Origin of the sequence: Microbacterium galbinum, from assembly GCF_023091225.1 — a bacterium.
Taxonomy (GTDB): domain Bacteria; phylum Actinomycetota; class Actinomycetes; order Actinomycetales; family Microbacteriaceae; genus Microbacterium; species Microbacterium galbinum.
In genome coordinates this window covers 1,162,138-1,186,116 of the sequence record NZ_JAHWXM010000001.1, presented here as the reverse complement: position 1 = coordinate 1,186,116, position 23,979 = coordinate 1,162,138, and the positions used below count along the sequence as shown (strand labels likewise).

At 70.3% G+C, this 23,979-nt stretch carries 22 protein-coding genes; 6 read left to right on the top strand and 16 right to left on the bottom strand.

All coding sequences use genetic code 11. The features are described from left to right. The first annotated feature begins 20 nt into the window (after positions 1–20). Entirely contained in the window at positions 21–1,295 is a 1,275-nt protein-coding gene (gene glyA / locus KZC52_RS05820; RefSeq protein WP_247623108.1) for a serine hydroxymethyltransferase, read from the top strand. Further along, positions 1,292–2,170 carry a bifunctional methylenetetrahydrofolate dehydrogenase/methenyltetrahydrofolate cyclohydrolase gene (locus tag KZC52_RS05815; protein WP_247623107.1) on the top strand — a complete coding sequence of 293 codons (879 nt, stop codon included), beginning with the start codon at positions 1,292–1,294 and terminating at the stop codon, positions 2,168–2,170. Before glyA ends, KZC52_RS05815 begins: the two co-directional genes overlap by 4 nt. A gap of 37 nt (positions 2,171–2,207) precedes the next feature. Here the strand turns inward: KZC52_RS05815 and KZC52_RS05810 are convergent, their stop codons facing one another. The 8 genes from KZC52_RS05810 to KZC52_RS05775 are packed head-to-tail and all read right to left on the bottom strand — an operon-like array spanning position 2,208 to position 10,018. Beyond that, entirely contained in the window at positions 2,208–2,645 is a 438-nt protein-coding gene (locus KZC52_RS05810; protein ID WP_247623106.1) for a hypothetical protein, read from the bottom strand. Positions 2,646–2,704: 59 nt separating this feature from the next. Beyond that, on the bottom strand, positions 2,705–3,427 hold the full coding sequence (locus KZC52_RS05805; RefSeq protein WP_247623105.1) for a DUF6882 domain-containing protein: 723 nt from the start codon (positions 3,425–3,427) through the stop codon (positions 2,705–2,707). 37 nt (positions 3,428–3,464) lie between these two features. Then, complete coding sequence (locus KZC52_RS05800; RefSeq protein ID WP_247623104.1) at positions 3,465–4,283, bottom strand: HpcH/HpaI aldolase family protein; 819 nt, start codon at positions 4,281–4,283, stop codon at positions 3,465–3,467. Then, positions 4,268–5,053 (bottom strand): 2-keto-4-pentenoate hydratase, encoded by a 786-nt coding sequence (locus KZC52_RS05795; RefSeq protein WP_247623103.1) that lies wholly within the window; start codon positions 5,051–5,053, stop codon positions 4,268–4,270. Before KZC52_RS05795 ends, KZC52_RS05800 begins: the two co-directional genes overlap by 16 nt. Before the next feature lie 9 nt (positions 5,054–5,062). Continuing rightward, a complete protein-coding gene (hpaD, locus tag KZC52_RS05790) occupies positions 5,063–6,229 on the bottom strand; it encodes a 3,4-dihydroxyphenylacetate 2,3-dioxygenase (protein WP_247623102.1) in 1,167 nt (388 codons plus the stop codon). Between the two features lie 41 nt (positions 6,230–6,270). Beyond that, entirely contained in the window at positions 6,271–7,767 is a 1,497-nt protein-coding gene (gene hpaE, locus KZC52_RS05785; RefSeq protein WP_247623101.1) for a 5-carboxymethyl-2-hydroxymuconate semialdehyde dehydrogenase, read from the bottom strand. Further along, positions 7,764–8,447, bottom strand: a complete 684-nt coding sequence (locus tag KZC52_RS05780; protein WP_247623100.1) for a GntR family transcriptional regulator — start codon at positions 8,445–8,447, stop codon at positions 7,764–7,766. Before KZC52_RS05780 ends, hpaE begins: the two co-directional genes overlap by 4 nt. Beyond that, positions 8,444–10,018, bottom strand: coding sequence for a fumarylacetoacetate hydrolase family protein (locus KZC52_RS05775; protein WP_247623099.1), 1,575 nt, complete (start codon positions 10,016–10,018; stop codon positions 8,444–8,446). Before KZC52_RS05775 ends, KZC52_RS05780 begins: the two co-directional genes overlap by 4 nt. A gap of 142 nt (positions 10,019–10,160) precedes the next feature. On the opposite strand from KZC52_RS05775, the gene KZC52_RS05770 reads away from it, so the two are divergent. The 3 genes from KZC52_RS05770 (at position 10,161) to KZC52_RS05760 (ending at position 14,029) form a co-directional block, all read left to right on the top strand. Next, positions 10,161–11,540 carry an MFS transporter gene (locus KZC52_RS05770; RefSeq protein WP_247623098.1) on the top strand — a complete coding sequence of 460 codons (1,380 nt, stop codon included), beginning with the start codon at positions 10,161–10,163 and terminating at the stop codon, positions 11,538–11,540. A gap of 117 nt (positions 11,541–11,657) precedes the next feature. Further along, positions 11,658–13,535, top strand: coding sequence for an FAD-dependent monooxygenase (locus KZC52_RS05765; RefSeq protein WP_247623097.1), 1,878 nt, complete (start codon positions 11,658–11,660; stop codon positions 13,533–13,535). 113 nt (positions 13,536–13,648) lie between these two features. Next, the gene (locus KZC52_RS05760) at positions 13,649–14,029 is read left to right on the top strand and encodes a VOC family protein (protein ID WP_247623096.1); all 381 of its coding nucleotides are present in this window, start codon (positions 13,649–13,651) and stop codon (positions 14,027–14,029) included. Positions 14,030–14,062: 33 nt separating this feature from the next. Here KZC52_RS05760 and KZC52_RS05755 read toward each other — a convergent pair whose 3' ends face one another. From KZC52_RS05755 to KZC52_RS05740, 4 genes are all read right to left on the bottom strand, one after another. Further along, positions 14,063–14,458, bottom strand: a complete 396-nt coding sequence (locus KZC52_RS05755) for a VOC family protein (protein WP_247623095.1) — start codon at positions 14,456–14,458, stop codon at positions 14,063–14,065. A gap of 154 nt (positions 14,459–14,612) precedes the next feature. After that, positions 14,613–16,277 carry an HNH endonuclease signature motif containing protein gene (locus tag KZC52_RS05750; RefSeq protein ID WP_247623094.1) on the bottom strand — a complete coding sequence of 555 codons (1,665 nt, stop codon included), beginning with the start codon at positions 16,275–16,277 and terminating at the stop codon, positions 14,613–14,615. A 340-nt stretch (positions 16,278–16,617) separates the two neighbouring features. Next, a complete protein-coding gene (locus KZC52_RS05745; protein WP_247623093.1) occupies positions 16,618–17,484 on the bottom strand; it encodes a PhzF family phenazine biosynthesis protein in 867 nt (288 codons plus the stop codon). Positions 17,485–17,538: 54 nt separating this feature from the next. Then, positions 17,539–19,185 (bottom strand): thiamine pyrophosphate-binding protein, encoded by a 1,647-nt coding sequence (locus KZC52_RS05740; RefSeq protein WP_247623092.1) that lies wholly within the window; start codon positions 19,183–19,185, stop codon positions 17,539–17,541. A 145-nt stretch (positions 19,186–19,330) separates the two neighbouring features. Here KZC52_RS05740 and KZC52_RS05735 point away from each other — a divergent pair, with 145 nt between their 5' ends. Then, the gene (locus tag KZC52_RS05735; protein ID WP_247623091.1) at positions 19,331–19,849 is read left to right on the top strand and encodes a phosphoribosyltransferase; all 519 of its coding nucleotides are present in this window, start codon (positions 19,331–19,333) and stop codon (positions 19,847–19,849) included. 30 nt (positions 19,850–19,879) lie between these two features. Here KZC52_RS05735 and KZC52_RS05730 read toward each other — a convergent pair whose 3' ends face one another. The 4 genes from KZC52_RS05730 to paaD form a co-directional block, all read right to left on the bottom strand. After that, positions 19,880–21,403, bottom strand: coding sequence for an ATP-dependent DNA ligase (locus KZC52_RS05730; RefSeq protein WP_247623090.1), 1,524 nt, complete (start codon positions 21,401–21,403; stop codon positions 19,880–19,882). 141 nt (positions 21,404–21,544) lie between these two features. Then, a complete protein-coding gene (locus tag KZC52_RS05725) occupies positions 21,545–22,315 on the bottom strand; it encodes an enoyl-CoA hydratase/isomerase family protein (protein ID WP_247623089.1) in 771 nt (256 codons plus the stop codon). Between the two features lie 14 nt (positions 22,316–22,329). Then, positions 22,330–23,493 carry a 1,2-phenylacetyl-CoA epoxidase subunit PaaE gene (paaE, locus tag KZC52_RS05720; protein WP_247623088.1) on the bottom strand — a complete coding sequence of 388 codons (1,164 nt, stop codon included), beginning with the start codon at positions 23,491–23,493 and terminating at the stop codon, positions 22,330–22,332. Continuing rightward, positions 23,493–23,975, bottom strand: coding sequence for a 1,2-phenylacetyl-CoA epoxidase subunit PaaD (paaD, locus tag KZC52_RS05715; RefSeq protein ID WP_247623087.1), 483 nt, complete (start codon positions 23,973–23,975; stop codon positions 23,493–23,495). The genes paaE and paaD overlap by 1 nt, the downstream gene beginning before the upstream one ends. Between the last annotated feature and the right edge of the window lie 4 nt (positions 23,976–23,979).

The window sequence follows — 23,979 nt, the reverse complement described above, 5'->3', positions numbered from 1 at the left end:
CGTCAGAGGAGCCCGTCATCATGACCGACCGTTACTTCAACGCCCCGCTCGCCGAGGTCGATCCCGAGATCGCCGAGGTGCTCGACCGCGAGCTGAAGCGTCAGCAGACCTTCCTCGAGATGATCGCGTCCGAGAACTTCGTGCCCGTCTCGGTGCTGCAGTCGCAGGGCTCCGTGCTCACGAACAAGTACGCCGAGGGCTACCCCGGCCGTCGCTACTACGGCGGCTGCGAAGAGGTCGACGTCGCCGAGGAACTCGCGATCTCGCGGGCGAAGAGCCTGTTCGGCGCCGAGTTCGCGAACGTCCAGCCGCACTCCGGCGCCTCGGCCAACGCCGCCGTGCTGCACGCCATCGCGCGCCCCGGCGACACGCTCCTCGGCCTCTCGCTCGACCAGGGCGGCCACCTCACGCACGGCATGAAGATCAACTTCTCGGGCCGTCTCTACGACATCGTCGCCTACGGTGTGAACCCCGAGACCTCGGTCATCGACATGGACGAGGTGCGTCGCCTCGCGATCGAGCACAAGCCGAAGGTCATCATCGCCGGCTGGTCGGCCTACCCCCGCACGCTCGACTTCGCGGCGTTCCGCGCGATCGCCGACGAGGTCGGCGCACTGCTCTGGGTCGACATGGCGCACTTCGCCGGTCTCGTCGCCGCGGGCCTGCACCCGAACCCGGTGCCCCACGCCCACGTCGTCTCGTCGACCGTGCACAAGACGATCGGCGGCCCTCGCTCGGGCTTCATCCTCACGAACGACGCCGACATCGCCAAGAAGATCAACACGGCCGTGTTCCCGGGCCAGCAGGGCGGCCCGCTCATGCACGTGATCGCCGCCAAGGCGACCGCGTTCAAGCTCGCCGCGACCCCCGAGTTCGCCGAGCGACAGGAGCGCGTGCTGCGCGGCGCGGCGCTGATCGCCGAGCGCCTCTCGCAGCAGGACGTCAAGGATGCCGGCATCGCCGTGCGCTCCGGTGGCACCGACGTGCACCTCGTGCTGGTCGACCTGCGCGAGGCCGAGATCGACGGCAAGCAGGCCGAAGACCTGCTGCACGACATCCACATCACGGTGAACCGCAACGCCGTGCCGAACGACCCGCGTCCGCCCATGGTCACCTCGGGTCTGCGCATCGGCACCCCGGCGCTCGCCACCCGCGGGTTCGGCGACACGGAGTTCACCGAGGTCGCCGACATCATCGCGCTGGCGCTGCAGCCGGGTGCCGACGTCGAGGCTCTCCGCGCCCGCGTCGACGCGCTCGCGGCCGGCTTCCCGCTCTACCCGGACCTGCAGCAGTGACCGCGGTCGTCCTCGACGGCAAGGCGGCATCGGCCGAGATCAAGGCCGAGCTGACCGAGCGCGTCGCTGCGCTGCGCGCCCGCGGGATCATCCCGGGCATCGCCACGGTGCTCGTCGGTGCGGACCCCGCGTCGCAGCTGTACGTGGGCATGAAGCACCGCCAGTCCGAGGCGATCGGGATGAACTCGATCCAGCGCGAGCTGCCGGCCGATGCCACGCAAGAGCAGGTCGAGGCGCTGATCGACGAGCTCAACGCCGACCCCGACTGCCACGGCTACATCGTGCAGCTGCCGCTGCCGAAGCACCTCGACACCGATGCGATCCTCGAGCGGATCGACCCCGCGAAGGATGCCGACGGACTGCACCCGACGAACCTCGGTCGCCTGGTGCTCAACGTCAACAGCCCGATCCGCACCCCGCTGCCGTGCACGCCGCGCGGTGTGATCGAGCTGCTGCTGCGCAACGACTACGACCTGAAGGGCAAGCACGTCGTGGTCGTCGGCCGCGGCGTCACGATCGGCCGCTCCATCGGACTGCTGCTCACGCGCCGCGACATCAACGCGACCGTGACGCTCACCCACACCGGCACGGTCGACATGCCGCGCTACCTCCGCGAGGCCGACGTGATCGTGGCCGCCGCGGGCGTCGCGCACCTCATCCGTGCCGAGGACGTCAAGCCCGGTGCCGCCGTGCTCGACGTGGGTGTGACCCGCACGACCGACCCCGAGACGGGCAAGAGCGTCGTCTCCGGCGACGTGCACCCCGACGTGGCCGAGGTCGCCGGCTTCCTCTCGCCGAACCCGGGCGGGGTCGGCCCGATGACCGTCGCGCTGCTCATGACGAACGTGGTCGAAGCGACAGAGCGCCTCGCCTGAACGAAGACGCTGACGGCATCCCGCTCGACGGATGCCGTCAGCGTCGGCGCACGCGCGCCTGCACGCTGTCGTAGACCTCGGAGGCCTTCGCCTGCAGCTTGTCGTCGACCTGGTCGTAGATCATCCACCCGACCAGCAGCAGGAGCGGCGGGATCACGTAGCCCCAGAATCCGCGGGCGTCGACGCCGCTCAGCCACACCGTGAGCGCCCAGACGATCAGTTCGACCAGGTACACGAGCACGTACTGGACGACCTTCTCGCCCGCCTTCGTACGGTCGGCGGCCGACTTCGCGGCGGATCGGCGGAAGGCGGCTGCCAGCGTCGGCTTCACGAACAGCGCGGCGAGGGTGAGGATGATCGCCGCCCAGAACGCGTGCCATCCCACCGAGACGCCCCGCAGCAGCAGGCCGATCAGCAGCAGAACCACCACGTTGAACACGTAGAGCGAGCCGAAGCGCACGATTGCCTTCTTCATAGGATCAGAATCCCACAGCCCGCGCGGAGTGCGCATCCCCGGAGCGACCGGGGACGATGTCAGCGCTGGCCGCCGAGCGAGCTCTGCACGTTCGAGATGCGGGCGTGCTCGTCGAAGCTGAAGGTGGCGGAACCCGTCGCATCGACGACGGTCGCGCCCGAGAAGGCCTCGTCGGTCCAGGTGAGCGTCCAGCCGGCGAGGCGGGCGAGATCCCACACCGAGGTGCGTGCGTCGGGCAGGGTGAAGCTCGCGAGCATGCGCGGCATGACGATCATGGCGTCGGCCACGGTGAGCTGCGGCAGCGGCGCGTCGAGGAGGAAGACGGCGCGTGTGCCGCCGCCGACGGGAGCGGAGTAGTACGGGGAGCGGCCGGTGAGTTCCACCGCGACGCCGCCGACGGTGTGCGCGGCCGCGGCGATCCAGTCCTCGTCGCCCGAGGCATCCGCGGGGAACGGCACCTCGGCCGAGGTGAGTTCGGCGATGCCGTGCTCCTCTCCGTAGGCGCGCAGCTGCGCGGCGATGCCCTGCGGGTCGCCCTGCGGGTGCGCCCAGGCCCAGAGCATCGAGCGCGGCCCCGGGGCGATCGTGGCGATCAGGTGCGCACGCGTGACGAGCTGACGCGAGGGGTCGGCGTTCGCGGTGAAGGTGAGGGTGCCCGCCGTCATGTCGGCGTCCCAGCGATGCTCGCCCAGCGCATCGGCAGCGGCCGAGAGCTGATCCTGGCGGATCACGGAGTAGAGGGCGGCACGATCGGCGAGAGGCTGGAGCGCAGCGAAGGTCATGCGAACAGTTTCGTGGCTGAGTCTATGAATCCGCCAGTCAGTAGCTCTGTTTCTCACCCCGGTCCGGAGCATCCGATCCACCCGAGGCGATGAACCGCGCGGCGAGAGCCTCGGATGCCCGCGCGAGCAGCGCCACGTCGGCACCGACGGCCACGAAGTCGGCGCCGGCGGCGAGGTAGGCCTCGGCAGCCACCGGATCGAAGGCGTTCACCCCGACCGGGGTTCCGGCCGCCTTCGCCGCGGCGAAGACGCGCTCGACGGCGGCGACGACATCCGGATGCGTCTGCTGACCCAGCAGGCCCATCGAGGCCGAGAGGTCTGACGGGCCGACGAACACGGCATCCACCCCGTCGACGGCGGCGATCTCGCCCGCCGCCTCGACGCCCGCCGCGGTCTCGATCTGCACCGTGAGCGACGTGTGCTGCGCCGAATCGCGCAGGTAGCCGTCGACGCGGTTCCAGCGCGCACTGCGGGCGAGGGCGCTGCCGACACCCCGCACGCCCTCCGGCGGGTAGCGGGTGGCGGCGACCGCGGCCCGCGCCTCCTCGGCGGACGACACCATCGGCACGATCACGTTCTGCGCGCCGAGGTCGAGGATCTGCTTGAGCGCCACGACGTCGTTGGCCGGGGCGCGCACGACCGGCGTCACCGGATACGCGGCGACCGCCTGCAGCTGCAGGAGAACCGAATCGAGGGTGTTGGCGGAGTGCTCCATGTCGATCAGCAGCCAGTCGAGGCCGGAGCCCGCGGCGACCTCGGCGAGCAGCGGGCTGCCCGAGCACACCCACATGCCCACGAGCGGGCGATCGGATGCCGCGAGCCGGTCGCGGAAGGAGGGATCTAGATGAAGCGGCATGCGATCGTTCCCATCGGTCCGTAGTCGCACAGCACCTCGTCACCGCGCGACACCCACATCGGGCGTGTGAACGATCCTGCCAGGATGATCTCGCCGGCCTCCAGGCGCGCGCCGTGCTGGTGGAACTTGTTCGCGAGCCACGCGACGCCGGTGGCCGGGTGACCGAGCACGCCCGCGGCGACGCCGGTCTCCTCGATCTCGCCGTTGCGCGACAGCACGCCGGGCACCCAGCGCAGATCGATCTCATCGGGACGCTTGCGCACCGAGCCGAGCACCATCGCCCCGTAGGCGGCGTTGTCGCTGATCGTGTCGACGATCGTGCGGCCCTCGAGCTCGATGTGCGAGTTGAGCACCTCGAGCGCGGGGACCGCGTAGTCGATCGCCGCGAGCGCGTCGTCGAGCGTGCAGTCGGGGCCCTCGAGCGGATGCTTGAGCACGAACGCGAGTTCGACCTCGATGCGCACGTTCGAGAAGTGGTCGACGGGGATCTCGGCGCCGGACTCGTGCACCGTGTCGTCGAACATCACCCCGTAATCGGGCTCGGTGATGCCCGTCGCCTGCTGCATGGCCTTCGACGTCAGTCCGATCTTGCGGCCCACGAGCGTGCGGCCCGCGGCGACCTGCGTGTCGCGCCACACGCCCTGGATCGCGTAGGAGTCCTCGATCGTCGCCTCGGGCCAACGAGACGTGATCCGGGGGATCACCGTGTGCTCCCGGTCGGCCCGGGCCAATTCTGCGGCGATCTGCGCGATGACCTCTGCTGACAGCATCCGCATCTCCTACAGCTGGTGGCCGAGCTTGTACTCGCCCTGCTTGTACTCGGGCATCGATGCCTCGCCCTCGTCCGGCCGCGTGTACGAGAAGCCGTCGGCGCCGATCGTCACCGCCATCTCGCTGGAGTCGGTGCGGGCGACGACGGGCTGAGGGTTGCCGTCGAGGTCGAGCACGAGCGACGCCTCGGTGTACCAGGAGGGCACGACGGGGTTGCCCCACCAGTCGCGACGCTGGTTGTCGTGCACGTCCCACGTGATGACGGGGTTGTCGGGGTCACCGGTGTAGTAGTCCTGCGTGTAGATCTCGACGCGGTGTCCGTCGGGGTCGCGCAGGTAGAGGTAGAAGGCGTTCGAGACGCCGTGGCGACCGGGTCCTCGCTCGATCGCGTCCGAGCGGCGGAGCGCGCCGAGCTTGTCGCAGATCGCGAGGATGTTGTGCTTCTCGTGCGTGGCGAACGCGACGTGGTGCATGCGGGGCCCGTCTCCGCCGGTCGCCGCGGTGTCGTGCACGGTGGGCTTGCGGCGCATCCATGCGGCGTACACGGTGCCCTCGTCGTCCTGGATGTCCTCCGTGACGCGGAAACCGAGGTCCTGGTAGTGGCGCACCGCGCGGGGCACGTCGGGGGTGACCTGATTGAAGTGGTCGAGGCGCACGAGCTCGCCCGGGGTGTGCAGGTCGTAGCGCCACGAGAGGCGCTCGACGTGGGTGGTCTCGAAGAAGAACTCGTAGGGGAAGCCGAGCGGGTCGACCACGCGCACCGAGTCGCCGATGCCCTGCACGAAGCCGTTCGGCTCGCGGCGCACGTCGCAGCCGAGCTCGGCGTAGAAGGCGACGGCGCGGTCGAGATCTTCCGCGCTGCGCACCCGGTACGAGAACGCGGCGACGGCGGCGATCGGCCCCCGGCGCAGGACGAGGTTGTGGTGGATGAACTCCTCGGTCGAGCGCAGATAGATCGCGTCGTCGTCTTCGGCGGTCACGTACAGCCCGAGCACGTCGACGTAGAACTGACGCGAGGCGGCGAGGTCGGTGACCACGAGTTCCATGTAGGCGCAGCGCAGGATGTCGGGCGGCGTGCTGGTCGGCGTCGCGACCGGGTTGTCGGAGTGGATCGGTGCCTCCTGCGACACGTAGTAGCCGGAGGAGGTGAGAGTCTTCTGCGTCTTGTCGGTCATGTCAGCGTCCTTGCTGTCGATTCCTGCGTGACAGGAGGGGGTCAGTTCTTGCCGAAGGTGGGGTTGTGGGCGCCGCCGAGCGTGATGTGCACGCTCTGCTGGTCGGTGTAGAAGTCGATCGAGCGGTAGCCGCCCTCGTGGCCGAGGCCCGAGGCCTTCACGCCGCCGAAGGGGGTGCGCAGGTCGCGCACGTTGTTGCTGTTCAGCCACACCATGCCCGCCTCGACCGACTGCGCGAAGTTGTGGGCGCGCTTCAGATCGTTCGTCCAGATGTAGGCGGCGAGGCCGTACTTCGTGTCGTTCGCGAGCGCGAGCGCCTCGTCGTCGGAGTCGAACGGGGTGATCGCGACCACGGGGCCGAAGATCTCCTCCTGGAAGATGCGGGCGTCGGGGGCGACATCGGCGAAGACGGTCGGGGCGACGAAGTTGCCCTCGTCGAACCCCTCGGGGCGCCCGCCGCCGGCGACGAGCCGGCCCTCGGTCTTGCCTACACGTACGTAGCTCATCACCTTGTCGTAGTGCTCGGGGTGGACGAGTGCGCCCACCTCGGTCGTCGGGTCGTGCGGGTAGCCGACCTTCACGCGCTTCGCCTGCGCCGCATAGCGCTCGACGAACTCCTCGTAGATCGCGCGTTCGACGAGGATCCGTGAGCCGGCCGTGCAGCGCTCGCCGTTGAGCGAGAAGACGCCGAAGATCGTCGCATCCACCGCGGCCTCGAGATCGGCATCCGCGAAGACCACGGCGGGCGACTTGCCGCCGAGCTCCATCGACAGGCCCTTGAGGAAGGGGGCGGCGTTGCCGAAGATGATCTGCCCGGTGCGGCTCTCGCCGGTGAACGAGATGAGGGGCACGTCCGGATGCTTCACCAACGCGTCACCCGCATCCTCACCGAGCCCGTTGACGAGATTGAAGACGCCCTGCGGCAGGCCCGCCTCCTCGAAGATCCCGGCCCAGAGCGACGCCGACAGGGGCGTGAACTCGGCGGGCTTGAGCACCACCGTGTTGCCGGTCGCGAGGGCCGGGCCGAGCTTCCACGACTCGAGCATGAACGGCGTGTTCCACGGGGTGATGAGACCCGCGACGCCGATCGGCTTGCGGTTGACGTAGTTCATCTGACGACCGGGCACCTTGAAGGCGTCGTCGGACTGCGCGACGATCAGGTCGGCGAAGAAGCGGAAGTTCTCGGCCGCGCGGCGGGCCTGGCCCAGCGCCTGCGTGATCGGGAGGCCCGAATCGTACGACTCCAGCTCGGCGAGGCGGGCATCGCGCGACTCGACGATGTCGGCGATGCGGTGCAGCACGCGGGAGCGCTCGCGGGGGAGCATCCGCGGCCAGGGGCCCTCGGTGAACGCGCGGCGGGCGGCGGCGACGGCCCGGTCGATGTCGGCCTTCTTGCCCGCGGATGCCGTCGTGTAGGTCGTGTTCGTCACGGGGTCGAGCACGTCGAAGGTGTCGCCGTCGACCGAGTCGACGAAGGCGCCGTCGATGTAGTGCTGGATGTGGTCGGGCAGGTCGGCGGGAATGCGCGGATCGGTCATGACTGGTCTCCGGTCGTCGGGGCGGTGCGGGTGTGCAGTGCGTCGAGGAACGCGTCCATCGTGCGCCAGCGGTGGTTGCGGGCGGCGAGTTCGATCTCGAGCGGATCGGCGCCCGCTCGGATGAGGTCGAGGATCTCGGTGTGCTCCTCGACGGAGTGCTGGGCGCGGCCCGGGATCGACGCGAAGGTCGAATCGCGGATGCCGGAGAGCCGCGACCACCCGCGGTGCACGAGGTCGAGCAGATGCGGGTTCGGGCACGGCTCGAACAGCACGGAGTGGAACTGCCGGTTGAGCTCGGTGAAGGCGTGGGCGTCGAGGTGGTCGAGCATCCGGGCCATGCGGTCGTTGATTCGGGCCGCCTCGTCGAGGGCGTCGTCATCGAGCAGCGGGGCGGAGAGCGCGGTCGCCGACCCCTCGACGATGCCCAGCGTCTGCATCGTGTGGGCGTACTCGCTCTCGTCGACGAGCGTGACCCGGGCGCCGACGTTGCGCTCGAAGGTGACGAGTCCCTCGGCCTCGAGGCGGCGGATGGCTTCGCGCACGGGCACGACGCTCATCTTCAGGTCGTCGGCGATCGAGCCGAGCACCAGGCGGTAGCCGGGACTGAACATGTGCCCGGTGATGCGCGAGCGGATCCACTCGTACGCGACCTCGGACTTGCTGGCGGCGGTGGTCGTCATGCGTTCGTGCCCGTCTCGGTGTGCGGGGCCGTCTCGTTCTGCGGGGCGGTCTCCGCCTCGTACCGGGCGCGCCATTCGGCGTTCAGGGGGAACAGGCCGTCGACGGGATGCCCCGCTTCGACCTGCGTCGCGATCCACGCATCCTCGTGCTCCTGGGCGATCGCGGCGTCCGCGATCTCCTCGGCGAGGGCGGGCGGGATCACGATCACGCCGTCACCATCGCCCACGACGATGTCGCCGGGCTGCACGGACGCCCCGCCGCAGGCGATCGTGACGTCGACCTCCCAGGGCACGTGCCGGCGACCGAGCACCGAGGGGTGCGCGCCCTGCGAGAAGACGGGGAGGCCGATCTCTGCGACCTGGTCGAAGTCGCGCACGCCGCCGTCGGTGACGACGCCGGCCGCGCCTCTGGTGCGGGCGCGCAGGGCGAGGATGTCGCCGAGCGTGCCGGTGGATGCATCGCCGCGCGCCTCGATCACGATGACCTCGCCCTCCTCGACGGCGTCGAACGCGCGCTTCTGGGCGTTGTAGCCGCCGCCGTGGCTCGCGAAGAGGTCTTCGCGGAAGGGGACGAAGCGCAGCGTCTTCGCGGTGCCGACGATCTTCGAGCCCGGGATGTTCGCGGTGACGCCGTCGATGAAGCACGAGTGGTGGCCGCGCTTGCGCAGCTGGGCCGAGAGCCCGGCGGTCGGGGCCTCGAGGAGCTTCGCGCGGAGGGCGGGGGAGAGTGTGGGCCCTTCGTCTCGCTTCGCTCGCTCAGGAACCGGGTTCCTTCCCTCCTCGGTTCCTGAGCGAAGAGCATCGCGACGAGACGAAGGGACCGCCACGAGACCGGCGGCCTCGGCGGAGCCCCAGGCCTCGGTGCGCTGCAAGTCGTCGACCGCGGGGAGCGACCCGACCGTCTCGTCGAAGGCGACGTGGCCCTGCGTGACGGTCGTGACGAGCCGGCCCGAGGTGGGCGAGCCCGAAGCGTCGGGAGCATCCACCTCGATCTCGACCACGTCGCCGGGGACGATGACGGATGACCCGGCCGGAGTGCCGGTGAGGATCACGTCGCCGGGCTCGAGCGTGAAGTGCTGCGACAGGTCGGCGACGAGCTGCGCGAGCGGGAAGATCAGCCCGGCCGTCGTGTCGTCCTGGCGGAGTTCGCCGTTGACCCAGGCGCGCACGCGCAGCGCCGTCGGGTCGACCGTGCGGGCGTCGATGAGGTGCGGTCCGAGGGGTGTGTAGCCGTCGCCGCCCTTCGAGCGCACGTTCGATCCCTTGTCGTTCGCTCGCAGGTCGTAGAGGCCGAGGTCGTTCGACGCCGTGACCCACGCGACGTGCGTCCAGGCATCCGCCAGCGCCACCCGCCGGGCGGGGGTGCCGATGACGAGCGCGATCTCGCCCTCGAACGCGAGCAACTCGGTGCCCGCGGGACGCTCGACCGTGCCGCCCGAGACCCCGACGGAACTGGACGGCTTGAAGAAGTACGAGGGGGCGGCGGGGCGACGCCCGCGCTGGTCGGCCCGGGAGGCGTAGCTCAGATGGATCGCGATGATCTTGCCGGGGCGGGCGATGGTATCCGTCACGGGGCGCCTCCTCGCGCTTTCTCCGACACCTTGTGCGTCGTATCCGAAATCATATATCATCGCTTCCACCCCCGGCAAGCACCTCCGACCGCGACTCGGATGCACGCCGTGACAATGCAGTCACGAACAAAGGAGACACCGCATGAGCGGTCAGTCACAGGCGGGTTTCACACCCACCGGAACCATCGCGACGGCGGCCGACCGTCGCCGCGTCGTCTTCGCCACGGTGGTCGGGACCACCGTCGAGTGGTACGACTTCTTCATCTACGCCACGGCCGTCGGGCTCGTGTTCGGGCAGCTGTTCTTCGCGCCGCTCGGCGCCGACAGCGCCCTGATCGCGTTCGCCACGGTCGGTGTGAGCTTCCTCTTCCGCCCGCTCGGAGCGTTCCTCGCCGGCCACTACGGCGACAAGCTCGGACGCAAGACGGTGCTCATGTGGACGCTCATCCTCATGGGTCTCGCGACCGCGCTGATCGGACTGCTGCCGACCTACGAGACGATCGGCATCACCGCCCCGGTGCTGCTCGTCCTGCTGCGCATCCTGCAGGGCATCTCGGCCGGCGGCGAGTGGGGCGGCGCGGTGCTCATGGCCGTCGAGCACGCCCCGCGCGCCAAGCGCGGCATCTTCGGCGCCTCGCCGCAGATCGGTGTTCCGCTCGGTCTGCTGCTGGCCTCGGGTGTTATGGCGCTCATGACGGTGATCGCGCCGGGCGACCAGTTCCTCGCGTGGGGCTGGCGCGTACCGTTCCTGCTCAGCGTCGTGCTGATCCTCGTGGGCTACTACGTGCGTCGCCGCGTCGAGGAGAGTCCGGTGTTCGCCGAACTCGCGGAGCGCAAGGAGAAGGCGAAGATGCCGATCGTGCAGCTGTTCCGCAAGCACGCGCTGCTCGTGATCATCGCCGCGCTCGTGTTCGCGGGCAACAACGCCGTCGGCTACATGACCACCGGCGGCTACATCCAGGGATACACGACCAACCCCGAGGGTCCGATCGGGCTCGAGCGCGGTCCGGTGCTGTGGGCCGTCGCGGGATCGGCGGTCACCTGGCTGATCAGCACGCTCGTCGCGGGCTGGATCTGCGACCGCATCGGCCGCCGCACGACCTACATCATCGGCTGGGTGCTGCAGCTCGGCGGCGTGTTCGCGCTGTTCCCGCTCGTGAACACCGGGGAGATCGGGCTCGTCTTCGCGGGCCTCGCGATCCTCACGATCGGCCTCGGCTTCACGTACGGCCCGCAGGCGGCGCTGTACACGGAGCTGTTCCCGGCCAGCATCCGCTTCTCGGGCGTCTCGATCTCGTACGCGATCGGTGCCATCGCCGGAGGCGCGTTCGCCCCGACCATCGCGACGGCCATCGTGTCGGCGACCGGTTCGACGCAGGCCGTCACCTGGTACCTCGCCGGCATGACCGTGATCGGACTCATCGCGACGCTGCTGCTGCGTGACCGTTCCGGCATTCCGCTCGGCCCGGATCACGAGGAGGAGCAGGCCGTGAGCCCGATCCACGGACTCGCCCGGGCCTGACCCGCGGATCCGTCCCATCGCAGTTTCCGTCGGCTCGGTGCGCCCGGGCCGACGGAAACTGCGACGGGAGCGCAGAACCCGCGCACAATGAGAGAAGTTCGGAAGGAATCGACGACGATGCAGTTCCACCACCACGGCTATGTCTCCGGCGACCCGCGCGTGCAGGATGCCGCGGGCACGGGTATCGAGCGACCCGATGACCTGCCCGACGAGGTCGACGTGCTCATCGTCGGCTCGGGGCCGGCGGGGATGCTGCTCGCGGCGCAGATGTCGCAGTATCCGGGCGCGACGACCCGCATCATCGAGAAGCGCGACGGACGGCTCGTGCTGGGTCAGGCCGACGGAATCCAGCCGCGCAGCGTCGAGACCTTCCAGGCGTTCGGGTTCGCCGAGCGCATCACCGCCGAGGCCTACAACATCGGATGGATGAACTTCTGGGGGCCCGATCCCGACGACGCCGCCGGCATCGTGCGCACGGCGCGCACCGCCGACTACGCCTACGACATCTGCGAATTCCCGCACCTGATCGTCAACCAGGCGCGCGTGCTCGACTACTTCGCCGAGGCGGCCGCCGACGGGCCCGCCCGCATCGTGCCCGATTACGGCGTCGCATTCGAGGGGCTGACCGTGCACAACGAGGGCGGGTACCCGGTCGAGGTGCGCGTGCGGTACGTCGCAGGAGCGCGGACGGGGGAGGAACGGGTCATCCGGGCGAAGTACGTCGCCGGATGCGACGGTGCTCGCAGTCGTGTGCGCGAGGCGATCGGTCGGATCCATGTGGGCGACGTCGCGGCGCACGCCTGGGGCGTCATGGACGTGCTGGTGAACACCGACTTCCCCGATTGGCGCACCAAGTGCGCGATCAACTCGCGCGCCGGGAACATCCTCCACATCCCGCGGGAGGGCGGCTATCTCAGTCGCATGTACATCGACCTCGGCGAAGTCGCGGACGACGACGACCACCGCGTGCGGCAGACGCCGATCGAGGAGATCATCCGTCGGGCGAATGCGATCCTGCACCCGTACACGCTCGACGTGCGCGAGGTGGCGTGGCACAGCGTCTACGAGGTCGGCCATCGCGTGACGGACGGATTCGACGACGCCCCCGAGGATTCCGGGCGCTCGCCGCGGGTGTTCCTGACCGGCGACGCCTGCCACACGCACAGCGCCAAGGCCGGGCAGGGTATGAACGTCTCGATGCAGGACGGCTTCAACCTCGGGTGGAAGCTCGGTTCGGTGCTCACCGGCCGCGCGCCCGAGGCGCTGCTCGCGACGTACGGCGCCGAGCGGCGGCCCGTCGCGCAGCAGCTCATCGACTTCGATCGCGAGTGGTCGAGCCTCATGGCGCGCAAGCCGGAGGAGATCTCGGACCCGCAGGAGCTCGCGACGTACTACCTCGCGACGGCCGAGTTCCCGTCGGGGTTCATGACGCAGTACTCGGCGTCGATGATCACCGGGTCGGATGCGCATCAGGGACTGGCCACCGGCGTCCCGCTCGGGAAGCGTTTCCGATCTGCGGAGGTCGTGCGGGTGGGCGACGGGAACGTGGTGCACCTCGGACACCACGCGCGCGCCGACGGGCGGTGGCGCGTCTACGCCTTCGGCGACGCGTCCGGTGAACGGTTGGCTGCGTGGGCGCAGGCTGCGGCACCGCTCTTCGAGCGATTCACCCCGGCGGATGCCGATGCGGACGCCGTGTTCGACGTGAAGGCCGTGTATCAGCAGCCCTTCGAGGACGTCGAGGTGACGACGACGCCGGCGCTGTTCCAGCCGCGGACCGGGCCGCTCGGTCTCGTCGACTGGGAGAAGGTGTACGCGGCGGGGCCCAGCAAGTGGACCGACGTCGACATCTTCGCCGAGCGGGGACTGTCGCGCGACGGCGTCGTCGTGGTTGTCCGACCCGACCAGTACGTCGCCGCGATCCTGCCGTTGGATGAAGCGGGCGTGCGGGAGCTGGCGGAGTTCCTGGCTGAAGGGATGCTGCAGGCGCGGTGAGGCTGACATTGTCTCCTGCCTGCTCCAGGGTCTGATCTGGCGAATGTCGGAGGTGCGGCCTACCGTGGATGCGGACGGGCGATGACGCCCGCCGTGACCTGAGGAGTGGCGTGATGGACTGGAAGATCGAACTCATCTTCGTGCCGGTGTCGGATGTCGACCGCGCGAAGGACTTCTACGTGAAGATCGGCTTCAACGCCGACCACGACCAGACCCCGACCGAGGGGCTGCGGTTCGTGCAGATGACTCCGCCGGGCTCGGCGTGCTCGATCGCGTTCGGCACCGGGCTGGGCCTGGATCTCGAGCCGGGTCAGCAGAACTCGATCCAGGTCGTCGTTCCGGATGCCGACGAGGCTCTCGCCCACCTGCGGGGCCTCGGGGTCGATGCCCGCGGCGTCGAGGATCTCGACTGGGGGCGGTTCGTGTCGTTCGACGACCCGGACGGCAACACCTGGACGCTGCAGGAGCTGCCCGACTACGGCGCGCAGGGCTGAGGATTTTTGGCGGCGCGGGGCTGAGGGGCGCGGTCAGGCTCCTTCCGCGACGATCTCGACCTTGAAGCCTGCGGCATTCTCCAGCCATCCGGCGTAGTGGTCGGGGCCGCCCGCGTGGGGGTAGCGCTCGTGGTACAGCGGGCGCCAGCCGTTCTCTGAGGCGAGCGACATGATCGCGTCGACGGCCGTTGCGGTGCCTCCCTGGAAGGCGAGGTGGTTGACGCCCGGGCGACGGCGGTCATGGCCTCGATCGTCGACGCCCGGTGGGGTCGTGATCGTGAGGTACGGCCCGCTGTCGGCAGCCCAGGTCTGACCCTCCGGCCATTCCTGCTGCAGTGAGAAACCCAGCCGCGGGAGGAGCCATCCCCAGTCGCGGCGAGCGGATTCGGGGTCGGCGACCCATACTTCGACGTGGTGGAGACCGGGCATGGCATCGATTCTCGCAGGCGCAGGCGCAGGCGCAGGTGCAGGTGCAGGTGCAGGTGCAGGTGCAGGGGCAGGCGCAGGGCTGGTGCTGGTGCTGGTGCAGGGGCAGGGCGACGGACACGGTCCTCACCGGGAACACCCTTCTGCTCGACCGTGTTCATGCGCGGATCGGTGTTCGTGTCCGGTGTGTCGCTGGCGCTCTTGAGGTCGCGGTCGCGGTCGAGGTCGAGCTCGCGGTCTCGGTGGCGGCGGTGGTGGTGGTGCGGGGTGCGGGTCGGGGTGTTCGCCATTTTTGGTGGGGGTCCCACCAGGCGGGTCCGCGGACGTGGGGTGTGCCGTTGTGCATGCGTATCTCCCAGCCGGAGGTGTCGAGGGTGCGGTGGTGGTGCCAGCAGAGGGTGACGCCGTTGTCGGTGGTGGTGGGTCCGCCGCGGGAGTGTTCGGTGACGTGGTGGATCTCGCACCAGGCGGCGGGGACGTGGCAGCCGGGGATGAGGCATTCGCGGTCACGGAGGGTGATCGCGCGGCGTTGGTGGGCGGTGAATACCCGGTCGGTGGTGTCGATGCCGATGATGCGACCGGTGGGGTCGGAGGTGACGCGTTGGATGCTGCCACCGCACGCTGTGTGCCGGGCGGTGGCGAGGGAGACCGGGGTGTCGATGCCGTCGACCTGCGCCCATCCCCGCCCGGACGCGTAGTCCTCCGCGGTCACGGACACGACCAGGGTCGGGGCGGCGCCGCCGAGGGAGGGCATGTCACTGTGGCGGGCGGCGATTCCGAGGGCGGCGGCGAGGGCGTCGTGCTGCTTCTGCGCCCGGGACCGCCCATCGACCATCCCACCAGGGTCGCCCGAGGGCAGGGCATCGTCGGACGGCAGAGCGTTGCCGTTGAGCCGGGGAAGCGGTTCACCGAGCAGGGCGTCATCGACCGAGCCCATCGTCGCTCCCTCAGCGGAGGGGGCGAACCGCACCCCACCGGCCATGCCCGCATCCGGGAGCGGGGTCGCGGGGGCGGGTGGTCCGTCGACCTTCGGGTTCAGGTACGCGTCCCAGATGCGTTGCAATTGCCCCGCCGTCTCCGGCAGCAGTGACCCGCGGATCGGTATCACCCCGTCCTTCGCGCGGCCGAGGACGATCCCGCGGGCGCGCATCGCGCGTTCTTCGGCAGGTTCCGCACCGTCCGGGTCGAGGTAGGTCACGATCACCCGCGACAACAGCTTCAAGTCTTCCGGGGTGGCCGGCGGGCCCGAATCGAACTCGCGCTCGGCATCGGCACCACGGTCTCCGTCCATAGCCCCGTCGCCCTCGACGGCGACGAGTCCCCGGGCGTACTCCGCCAACTCGGCGTCCGCCCGCAACCGGTCCGCTGACCCGATCCGCGGCCCCGCCTGCTCCACGGGGCCGGTCGCGGCGAGCAGCCCCGCGACCCCGACCGCCCCATCCAGCAGCGCTTCCCGCATAGCGGGCCACCGGGCGGGAAGCAGCGCACCGGAGGAGAAGTCCAGGTCCCGTCGGACGATCTTCCCGGCTTTCACGACCCGTGCCGCCCCGGCCGCGTCGGTGCGGAGTACGCGTTGGACGAGTTCGTTCATCGTCCGGCATCCGAACCGACCGCAGAACGCCAATTCTCCCGATCCCGCCGGGCGTTGATGGACCGATCCGACCGTCTCCACCACGACGGCGTCGACGAGACGGGCGAGCTCACCCGCGGCGCGGAGCACCTGCATCTTCTCGGCATCCGACAACCCCGCCAGCGCGTCTGCGCGCAGCACCGCGGCCAGGTCGGCGGCGACCCGATCCAGAAACTCGGCGGTGCTGTTCATACGCCCCAGTCCACCAGTAGCCACCGACATTCCGATACGAAAACACCAGGCCACAGCCAGTATCGACGCGATCGGTGGAGAACTCGGAACAACACGGCAGCGGTGCAGAACGAGTGCATGCGGGGTGGGGCCCTTCGACAAGCTCAGGGACCCAAGTCGTGCGGCAATGCCGCGGCCCTTCGTCTCGCTGCGCTCGCTCAGGAACCGGGAGGCTCGCTGCGCTCGCTCAGGAACCGGGAGGCTCGCTGCGCTCGCTCAGGAACCGGGAGGCTCGCTGCGCTCGCTCAGGAACCGGAGGCTCGCTGCGCTCGCTCAGGACCGAGAGTCTCGCCGCGCCCGCTCAGGAACCGTCGGCGGGAAGCGGGAAGGCGCCGCCCGCCACGACGATGCCGCCGGACTCCGGGATCGTCACGATCAACTCACTCGGCCGACCGACGTGCGCGCCCTGGCGGATGCGAATCGTCTCTCCTGCGTATCCGTGCTCCCGCAGATACGCGCCGGTCGAAGCCGCCGCGGATCCCGTCGCCGGATCCTCGGTGATGCGTCCGACCGGGAAGAGATTGCGAGCCTCGAACGCGGTCGAATCGTGTGCGTGCATCACCGTCACCGTTCCGAGCCAGCCCTGCGCGCGCATCAGATCGGCGATGTCGGCGGGACGGAAGCGGAACTGGTGGAACAGCTCCCGATCGGCGACGAAGACGATCGGATGCCAGTTGCCGGCGAATGACTCCTGCACGGGGAACCGCGGATCGACGTCGGCGACGGTGAGACCCAGCAGGTCCAGCAAGCGATCGCGTACCGCCGGGTCGAGCTCGCGCACCTGCGGCTCGACGCTCGTGAAGGACACGGTGATCGCGCCCGCGGCATCCGCCACCGACTCCAGGGCCACCGGCCCCGCCGCGGTCTCGAATACGACCGTTCCCGCCCCGTCACGTTCGGCGAGGGCGACCGCCGTCGCCACCGTGGCGTGACCGCAGAACGGCACTTCAGCTCCTGGCGAGAAGTACCGCACTCGGTGATGCGGCACCCCATCGACCTCGGAACGCTCCGTGACGAAGGCGGTCTCGGAGTATCCGACGTCGGCGGCGATCCGCCGCATCCGCTCGTCGTCGAGACCTGCGGCGTCGAGCACGATGCCCGCGGGGTTGCCGCCGTCGGGCGTCGCGGCGAACGCGCTGTAGCGCAGGATCTCGGGGTTCTCGGGCATGGATCGGAGCCTAACGGACAGGAACGAACGGACAGGAACGAACGGATGCCGCGCCTACGAGTTCACGCGGATGATCTCCTGCTGGTACGGCGCGATCACGTCACCCGAGATGCGCAGGTCGAGCAGCAGGAAGCGGCGGGTCGCGGGGTCTTCGGCAGCCCACGATTCCAGGCGATCGAGATCCGCGAGCGTGCGCACGACGACGCCCTCGGCGCCGACCGCTGCGGCGAAGGCGGCGAAGTCGACCTCGGGAATGCGCATCGGCGCCTCGGCGAGCCCCTTCAATCCGTACAGGTTGACCTCGGCACCGTAGGCGGCGTCGTTCCAGATCACCGCCGCCCCGCGACCGGCGGCTGCACGTACCGCGGACTCGAGATCGGCGATCGCCATGAGTCCGCCGCCGTCGCCCGAGGTGAGCACGACGGTGGCGTCGCGCCGGGCGAGAGCGGCACCGACGACGCTCGGCCAGCCCTGTCCGATCGACTGGAAGGCCGTGCCGATCATCATCATCCGGTCGGGCGCGGCGACCGGCCAGTACATGTTCGCCCAGCCGATGAAATGCCCGCCGTCCGAGACGACCACGCGGTCCTCGGGCAGCAGCGCGGCGATGCGCCGGGCCGCGGAGCGGGGGTCGAGACGCCCGTCGGGGGCGAGATCGTCGCCGTGGTCGTACGCCCGCGCGGCGGTGACGTCGACGCTCTCACGCCATGGCGCACCGATCGAACCCGTCACCCGCTCCACCAGTGCCTCGGCCGCGAGACGTGCGTCGGCCCGGACGAAACCGCCGACGTGGGCGTGCGTGGCCGCCGGAGCGATGTCGATCTGGAACACCTTCGTACCGGGAGCGAACAGCGCGCCGAAGCGCATCGTGAACTGGTTCAGTCCCGCGCCGAACACGACGGCGACATCGGCCTCGCGGATCAGCTCCATCGCGCCCTCGGCCCCGAAACCGCCCGTGACGCCCAGGTCGAAACGAGTGTCGGGGAAGACTCCGCGGCCGAGGGCGGTGGATGCCGTGAGCGCGCCGGTGGACGCTGCGAGCTCGCCCAGCGCGGCGCTCGCTCCCGATAGCCAGGCGCCGCGGCCGGCCAGCAGGAACGGCCGCTCGGCCGTGGACAGAGCGGCGGCGATCTCGTCGAGCATCCCCTCGGCGAACTCCCCGCTCGGTGCGAGCGGGGCCGGCACCCGCGGCTCCGGCGCCGGTGGGACGGACCCCGCCTCCAACGCCGCGACGTCGTAGGGGATCGCGAGCACGACGGGCACGCGGTAGGTGAGCGCGTGCTCGATCGCGATGACGGTCGTCGCCGCCGCGTCGGCGCGGCCCACGGTATAGGTGCGCGCACCGACCGCCGAGGCGAGGGCGATCTGGTCGACGTCCCACGGACGCGGTCCGGACGTCGGCTCGTCGCCGACCACGAGCACGAGCGGCACGTGCGCCTGCACCGCCTCCGCCAGCGCCGTGAGCGTGTTCGTGAATCCGGCGCCGTAGGTGGAGGTGCCCGCGGCGATCCGGCCCGAGGCGCGGAAGTGCGCGTCGGCGGCGACCACGGCACCCTGTTCGTGGCGTACGGCGGTGAAGACGGCATCCGTCTGCGTCTCGATCGCGTCGAGGAAGTAGGCGTTGCCGTTTCCCATCACCCCGAAGACGGCGTCGATGTGCTGGGCGAGGGTGAGCGCGACGTGCGCGGAGACGGAGGGCATGGCGAAGCCTTTCGAGACAGGGACGGAGAACGACGTTCCGTATGTGTCTCGCACCCGCGTCGGCGAGGAGTGCTTCGTGCCTCTTTTTCAGGCACCGGTCGCAGGGCGGCCGGACGTGGTCAGTCTATCGCCGCGATGGAGGACAATGGATCGGGTGACTGACGCATCGAACGAGCGCGAGACGCTCACCTGGGACGGCTTCGGCGCCGCCACCCGCGACCTTGCCCGTGACATCCTCGCCAGCGGCTTCGAGCCCGAGGTCGTCGTCGCGATCGCCCGCGGAGGGCTCCTGCCCGCCGGCGCCATCGCGTACGGTCTCGGCGCGAAGAACTGCGGCGCGATCAACGTCGAGTTCTACACCGGCATCGGCACCGTGCTCGACGCCCCCGAGGTGCTCCCGCCCGAGCTCGACATGGCATACCTCGACGGGCGCCGCGTGCTGCTCGTCGACGACGTCGCCGACTCGGGCCGCACCCTCGCCCTCGCGGTTCAGTTGCTGAAGGACAAGGGCGCCGACGTGCGCTCGGTCACGATCTACACGAAGCCGTCGACCATCATCCAGCCCGACTACGCCTGGAAGGACACCGATCTCTGGATCAACTTCCCGTGGTCGTTCCAGGGAACCGTGCGCGAAGAGGACCTCGGGCTCGCGCCTTCGGCCTGAGCGGATGCCGTAGCCGGCGCTCTTCTCACCTCACTCCCGCAGCAGGGAGCGGAGCGTCTGGATCGTGTCGGCCTCGCCCGGCGCCTTGTCGGGGCGGTAGCCCTTGACGCGGGCGAAGCGCAGCGCGATGCCCCCGGGATAGCGCGGGGATCGCTGTACGCCGTCGATCGCGATCTCGACGACCAGTTCGGGCCGCAGGAACACGGTGCCCTGCGTTCGTCGGGTCTCGAGCGTCGGGAACGTGGCGGTCTGCCAGCGCAGCAGTTCGTCGGTGAGCCCTTTGAAGGTCTTGCCGACCATGACGAGAGCGCCGGGTTCGCCGAATTCTCCGGCGGGATCGAGTGCCCCGAGATGCAGGTTCGACAGCAGACCCTGACGGCGCCCCGAGCCCCATTCGGCCGCGAGCACCACGAGGTCGTAGGTGAGCACGGGCTTGACCTTGACCCAGGATTTGCCTCGGCGACCCGCGGCGTACGGCGAGTCGATGGCCTTGGCGACGATGCCCTCGTGGCCGGCGGCGAGGGCATCGTGCGAGACCCGTTCGGCGGCCTCGGCATCGGCCGTCACCGTTCCCGGGATGCGCCAGGGGCCGGCGACCCGATCGAGCTCAGCGAGCCGCACGCCCAGCGGCTCGTCGATGAGGTCACGCCCGTCGACGTGCAGCAGATCGAAGAACCACGGGCGCAGGGCGAGCTCGCGCGCGGCGTCGGCCCCGAACCGCGACATCGTCTCCTGGAACGGACGCGGCCCACCGTCTTCATCGAGGGCCAGCGTCTCGCCGTCGAGGATGAGGTCGTGCGCGGGCAGGGCACGCACGATCTCGACGAGCTCGGGCACGCGGTGGGTGATGTCGGCGAGGCTGCGGGTGTACACCGACACCTCGTCGCCGTGGCGGTGCACCTGGATGCGGGCACCGTCGAGCTTGTACTCGACCGAGGCCTCACCCGTGATGCCGAGGGCGTCGGTCGGGGTCGCGGCGGTGGCGGCGAGCATCGGCAGCACGGGACGACCGACGCGGAGCCCGACCTCGTCGAGCGATTCGGCGCTTCCGGTGAGTGCGATCAGCGCTGTCTCGCCGAGGTCTCCCGACAGCATGGCGGCCCGGCGCACGGCGGGCACCGGACGATCGGAGGCGCGGGCGATCGCGTCGAGCAGCACGCCGCCGAGCGCGCCGGTGCGCAGCTCGCCGAGCATGGCCCGGGTGAGGAAATCCCACTCCGGCGCGGTCGCCCGTGCGGCCAGCGCCTGGAGGGTGCTGCTGCGCACGCTCGCGGAGCCGGTTCCGGATGCCGCGGCGAGACGCTCGAACGCCTGATCGACGTCGGTGATCGCGAGCGTCGAGGCATCGGCGTGGGAGACCTCGAGGGCGCTCATTCCTCGCCATCCGATGCCGAGGCGCCCCTGCCGCGGTGTCGCGAGCAGGAGCCCGGTCAGCGGCGCGATCTCGTCGGCGTCGGCCTGGACCAGCAGCCGGGCAAGCGCGTCGATCTTCGCCAGGCGCGAGGACGTGGCGGCGACCTCCTCGGTCGTCGAGACCAGCTGCGAGAGCATCATCTCCGAAGTGTCACACCGGGCACCGACATCCGGCCAGAGCGTTGACAACCCGGGGTCACCGGCTCAGCGGCACCCCCGTTCACCGGCGTGCCGGCACGCGCTCCCGCCGCCTCACCGTCCGCCGCCTCATCGTCCGCCGCCTCACCGCCCGCGGAACCGCGGCTTCCGCTTCTGCTGGAACGCCGCGAATCCCTCGCGGTAATCATCGGTGTCGCCGAGCTCCGCCTGCGCCGCGTTCTCGAGCTCGACCGACTCCCACAGCGCCAGCCGCTCGTCGCGGATGCGCGCCACGAGGCGTTTGCTGGCGACGAACGCGGCCGTCGGTCCGAGGGCGGCCGTCGCCGCGGCATCCCTCGTCGCCTCGTGCACCTCGTCGTCGGGCAGCACCCGCGAGAAGAGTCCCGCGGTCACGGCCTCGACGCCGGTCATCAGGCGTCCCGTGTAGATGAGGTCGAGGGTGCGGTGCGCGCCCAGGCGATCGAGGAAGAGGGCATGCCCGCCGGAGTCGAGGGTCGCGCCGAGAGCGGCGAACGGCGAGCCGATCTTCGCCGACTCCGCGACGTACACGACATCGGTGGCGATCAGCAGGCCGAGGCCGACGCCGAGGCAGGCGCCGTGGGCAGCCGCGAACGTGGGCGCGGGAAAGCGCGACATCCGCTGCAGGAGCGGGGCGACGAGCCCGCCCAGGTACCCGATCACGTCGTCGTCGCGCGGATCCACGCCCGAGATGTCCCGTCCCGCGCAGAACGCGCGCCCCTCTCCGCTCAGCACGAGCGCGCGCACACCCGCCGTCTCGGCCTCGGCGTACGCGGCATCGAGGCCGTGGAGCGCCTGCTCGTCGAGCGCGTTCAGACGCTCGGGAGCGCGCAGGGTGACGTGGGCGACGTCGTCGGCGATGCGGAGATCGATCATCGGTCCGTTCTCCCTCACACGTCGTAGTCGACGACGACGCGGTCGCTGGTCGGATGGGACTGGCAGGTGAGCACGAACCCGCGCTCGATCTCGTCGGGCTCGAGCGCATAGTTCTCGGTCATCGTGACGCTGCCCTCGACGACCCGGGCCCGACAGGTGCCGCACACCCCGCCCGCGCAGGCGAAGGGGGCGTCGGGTCGCACGCGCAGCGCCGCGTTCAGCACCGACTCGTGCGCATCCACGGGGCTCTCGACCGTCGACGAGACGCCGTCGAGCGTCACCTCGATCGTGGTCGTGCGCTCACCCGCCCGCACCTGCACCGGTCGTGCGGCACGGGCGGGCTCGTCGCCGGTCGTGAACAGCTCGAAGCGGATGTGCTCGCTGCCCACGCCGACATCGGCCAGGACCTCGCGGCAGAGGTCGACCAGGGCGAGCGGCCCGCACAGGAACCACTCGTCGACGTCGTCGGGCGGGAGGAGGGTCGTGAGGATCGTGCGCAGCTTCGGCTCGTCGATGCGGCCCGACAGCACGGGAGCGGTGCGCTGCTCGCGCGAGAGCACGTGGTGCAGAGTGAGGCGGGTGGGGTAGCGGTCCTTCAGATCGGCGAGCTCCTCGAGGAACATCACGTCGAGCGTCGACCGGTTCGTGTACAGCAGGGTGAACTGCGCGGTGTCCGACCGCGACAGCACCGTGTGCGCCAGGGCCATCAGCGGGGTGATGCCGGAGCCGGCGGCGATGCCCACCACGTGCCGGTGATCGAGGTCGGGCAGGGCCGAGGTGAAGGTGCCCTGCGGACTCATCACGTCGATCTCGAACCCCGGCTTCAGACCGCTCTGCGCCCAGGTCGAGAACCGCCCGCCCTCGTCGCGCTTGACCGCCACGCTCAGCCGGGTGTCGGCGCCGTCGGCGCGATGCTCGGGAGCACGGCACAGGGAGTACGACCTACGCACCTCGACCCCGTCGAGCACGGTGCGCAGCGCGACGTACTGGCCGGGCAGGTGGTCGTACTCGCCGGCGAGCGCGGCCGGCACCGTGAATGTCACCTCGACCGCGTCGTCGGTGAGCGGGCGCACGGCCTCGACGACGAGCGTGTGGAAGCGGGCGCGTCGACGCGCCTTCGGCACCTCGCGGGGCGGGGCCGGGGGAGCGGATGCCGTGGCGGGCGCGAACAGCGACATCAGTGCACCTTGAAATGGTCGAAGGGCTCGAGGCAGGCGCGGCACTCGAACAGCGCCTTGCACGAGGTGGAACCGAACCGCGACACCTCCCGGGTGTCGAGCGATCCGCATCGCGGGCAGCGCACGCTCAGCGTGAGAGGGATGGGTCCGTCGTGCACCGCCGCGCGACCGGTCGGAGGGGCGATGCCGTAGCGTTCGAGCTTGCGCTTGCCGGCATCCGACATCCAGTCCGTCGTCCAGGCCGGGGCGAGCACGAGCCGCACCTCGACCTCGCCGAAGCCCGCCGCGGTGAGCGCCAGGATCACGTCGTCGCGGATCGTGTCCATCGCGGGGCATCCGCTGTAGGTGGGGGTGATGTCGACGCGCACCCGCGCGCCGTCGGACTCGACCGCGCGCAGCACGCCCAGGTCCTCGATGGTCAGCACCGGGACCTCGGGGTCGGCGACGGCGGCGGCGATCCGCCAGGCATCCGTCGTCGTCATCGCC